At 75.3% G+C, this 3,587-nt stretch carries 3 protein-coding genes; all 3 read right to left on the bottom strand.

Going from position 1 to position 3,587, the window contains the following annotated elements:
• On the bottom strand, window positions 1-932 hold a 932-nt coding region (locus GTR00_RS16840; RefSeq protein WP_166612739.1), incomplete at its 3' end, for a phytoene/squalene synthase family protein.
• Entirely contained in the window at window positions 923-2,482 is a 1,560-nt protein-coding gene (gene crtI, locus GTR00_RS16835; protein WP_166612738.1) for a phytoene desaturase family protein, read from the bottom strand. The genes GTR00_RS16840 and crtI, both read right to left, overlap by 10 nt.
• Window positions 2,482-3,534, bottom strand: coding sequence for a polyprenyl synthetase family protein (locus tag GTR00_RS16830; protein ID WP_407659719.1), 1,053 nt, complete (start codon window positions 3,532-3,534; stop codon window positions 2,482-2,484). Before GTR00_RS16830 ends, crtI begins: the two co-directional genes overlap by 1 nt.
• Window positions 3,535-3,587: the final 53 nt, after the last annotated feature.

Below are 3,587 nucleotides of genomic sequence, written 5' to 3'. Positions count from 1 at the left end.
AGCCCCGGCAGCGCCACCGCCAGGCGCCGCGGCAGCCCCACCCGCACGCGCCGGCCCAGCACGTCGTGGTCCACGGCCTCCACCGCGCCCAGGATCCCGCCGTACAGCTCGTAGGCGGTGCGCAGGCAGTCGCGGCTGGTGGGGTGCACCATCGCGATGCCCGGCTCGGCCTGCGCGTACAGCTCGCGGGTGCGGGCGACCTCGAACGCCAGCAGCTCGCGCACCCGCGGCGGCGTGGTGCCGCTGCGGCGGCCGGCCAGCAGCTCCTCGCGGGTCACCCCGAAGGCGTCGAGGTCCTCCTGCGGCAGGTACACGCGCCCGCGGTCGAGGTCCTCGCCGACGTCGCGGATGAAGTTCGACAGCTGGAACGCCTCGCCCAGCGCCCGCGCCGGCGCCTCCGCGCCCGGTGCGACCGGCTCCAGCACCGGCAGCATCTGCAGGCCGATGACCGCCGCGGAGCCGTAGACGTACCGGCGCAGGTCCTCGTAGGTGGCGTAGCCGGTCTCGGTGATGTCCATGCGCATCGAGGTCAGGAACGCCTCGACGTGCTCGCGGGGGATGTCCCAGCGGCGCATCGTGGTGGCCATCGCCCGCCCCACCGGGTCCTCGGGACCGCCGGAGTCCAACGCCTTGAGGAAGGCGTCGGACCAGTCCACCAGGGCGGCGGGGTCGGGGTCGGTGAGGGAGTCGACGAACTCGTCGGCGTAGCGGGCGAAGCCGTACAGCGCCCACACGTAGGGCCGCTTGGCCGGCGGCAGCAGCAGCGTGGCCAGGTAGTACGTCTTGCCGTGCTCGGCGTGCAGGAGCCGGCAGGACTCGAACGCCGCGCGCAGCCCGGCGTCGTGCAGCTCCGGGTCCGTGCGCGCGGCCTCGTCCAGGGCGCGGGCGCTGCTGCGCGGCAGGGGGGCGTGGGCCGGGGGTTTCAGCGCCATGCGCGCGAACGGTACCCGGGCACCGGGCCGGTGACGCGCTCGGCCGCCAGGCGGCCGGAGACCAGCACCATCGGCACCCCGACGCCCGGCTGCGTGCCCGAGCCCGCGAAGACGACGTTCTCGCCCCACAGGTTGCCCGGCCGGAACGGCCCGGTCTGCCGGAAGGCGTGCGAGGACGCGAACGGCGCCCCGGCGGCCATGCCCTGGCGCTCCCAGTCCGCCGGCGTGATGACGTCCTCGGCCTCCACGGCGTCGGAGAAGCCCGGGTAGCCGCGCTCGGCGAGCACGCCCATGACGTGCTCGCGGTAGCGCGGGGCCAGCCGGTCCCAGTCGACGGGGGAGGAGCCCGCCGCCAGCGACGGCGTCGGGAAGAGCACGTAGTAGACGTGCTTGCCCGGTGGGGCCAGGCCCGGGTCGGAGACGGTGGGGCGCGAGACAAGGATCGACGGGTCGCTCATCAGCCGGCCGTCGACCAGCTCCTCGAAGACCTGCTCCCAGGCCGCGCCGAAGTGGATGGAGTGGTGCACCGGGTCCGGGTAGTCAGCGCTGGAGCCCACGTGCATCAGGTAGCAGGACGGCGAGTACGTCAGGTGCTTCACCCGCCACGGGTCGGTGCCCAGCAGGTCGCGGTGGGCCACCGGCAGGTCCGGGTTGAGCACGACGGCGTCCGCGGCGAAGCGGCGCCCGTCGGTGGTGACCACGCCCGTGGCGCGCCGGCCCGTGCGCTCCACCCGGGCCACCTCGGTGCCGTAGTGGAACTGCACGCCGTGCTTCTCCGCCGCCGCGGCCATCGCCGTGGGGATGGCGTGCATCCCGCCCTTCGGGAAGAACACCCCCGCGACGGTGTCCATGTACGCGATCACCGAGTACAGCGCCAGCGCGTCGTACGGCGACATCCCCGCGTACAGCGCCTGGAAGGAGAACATGCGCTGCGTGCGCGGGTCCTTGAGGTACTTGCCGACCTCGGGGGCCATCTTGCGGAACCCGCCGGCGGCCAGCAGCCGCACCAGGTTCGGCTTGAGCAGGTCCAGGGGCGTGTCGATGTTGGAGTCGATGAAGTCGCGGATCTCGTAGCGGTACAGGTCCCCGACGTGCGCGACGAAGCGCCGGTAGCCGTCGGCCTCCGCCGGCCCGCACAGCTGCGCGATCGCCTGCGCGGTGCGCTCGACGTCGGCGGAGACCTCCAGCCGCGAGCCGTCGGCGAACGTGCCGCGGTACAGCGGGTCCACCGGCCGCAGGTCCAGCCAGTCGCCCACCTCCTCGCCCAGGGCGTCGAAGCAGTCGGCGATCAGGTCCGGCATCGTCAGCACCGACGGGCCGGTGTCGAAGCGGTACTGCCCGTCGGGCACGTCCTTCACCGACAGCCCGGCGCGCCCGCCGGGGACGTCCTCGCGCTCCAGCACGGTGACGTTGCGCCCGGCCGCGGCCAGCCGCATCGCCGCCGACAGCCCCGCCAGGCCCGCGCCCACCACGACGACGTCGTCGGTGCGCCCCTCCACCCGCCGGGTGCGCCCCGGCAGCCAGTCCAGCGCACGCGTCAACCCGGTCATCAGGACCTCCTGCTCGTGGCGGCGACGACCAGCTCGTGCAGGGCCGCGCGCGCCGGTTCCGTCAGCGGCGCGGCGTCCAGGGTGCTGCAGGCCACGTCCACCTGCTCGCCGATGATCCGCTCCACGCCGTCCAGGGCGCCGGTGTCCAGCAGCACCTGCCGCAGCCGCGCCACGCCGTCCGCGTCCAGCGCCGGGTCGCCCAGGTGCCGGGAGACCACCGCCGCCTGCGCGGGGGAGGCCGCCTGCACCGCCAGCGCCACCAGCACCGTGCGCTTGCCCTCGCGCAGGTCGTCCCCGGCGGGCTTGCCCGTCTCGGCGGGGTCGCCGAACACGCCCAGGACGTCGTCGCGCAGCTGGAAGGCCTCGCCCAGCGCCAGGCCGAAGCGCGACAGGTCCGCCAGCAGGCCCTCCGGCGCCCCCGCCAGCGTCGCCCCCAGCAGCAGCGGGTGCTCCACGGAGTACTTCGCGCTCTTGAAGCGCACCACCCGCCGGGCCCGCTGCACCGCGCCCTCCGGGCCGAGGCGCTCGGAGGAGGCCTGCTCCAGCATGTCCAGGTACTGCCCGCCCATCAGCTGGGTGCGCATCGTCTCGAACACCCGCCGGCCGCGGCGCAGGGCCTCCGGCGCCAGCGGGGCCCGCCAGTACAGCTCGTCGCTCCACGCCAGGCACAGGTCCCCGGCCAGCACCGCCCCGGCCAGGCCGAAGCGCTCGGCGCTGCCGGACCAGCCGGCGCCGGCGTGCAGCCCCGCGAACCAGCGGTGCGCGGCCGGCTTGCCGCGGCGGGTGTCGGAGTCGTCCATGACGTCGTCGTGCAGCAGCGCCGCGGCCTGGAACAGCTCCAGCGCCGCCGCCGCCGTGACCACGCCCGCCTCCGACTCGTCCGGCGTGCCGCCGCCGGCGCCGCGGAAGCCCCAGTAGCAGAACGCCGGGCGCAGCCGCTTGCCGCCGGCCAGCAGCGTCGTCACCGCCTCCAGCAGCGGCTCGCAGTCGTCGCCGAGCTCGCCCAGCACCCGCCGCTGGTCCTCGAGGAAGGAGGTCAGGACCGTCTCCACCCGGTCGCGCACGCCGAGCGCGGCGGCGCGGCGGGCGGGGTCGGGGACCGTCG

The organism is Kineococcus indalonis (assembly GCF_009906395.1).
In the GTDB taxonomy this organism is placed as follows: domain Bacteria; phylum Actinomycetota; class Actinomycetes; order Actinomycetales; family Kineococcaceae; genus Kineococcus; species Kineococcus indalonis.
Note: the sequence above shows the minus strand (reverse complement) of the source record. Positions and strands in the feature narration are given on the sequence as shown.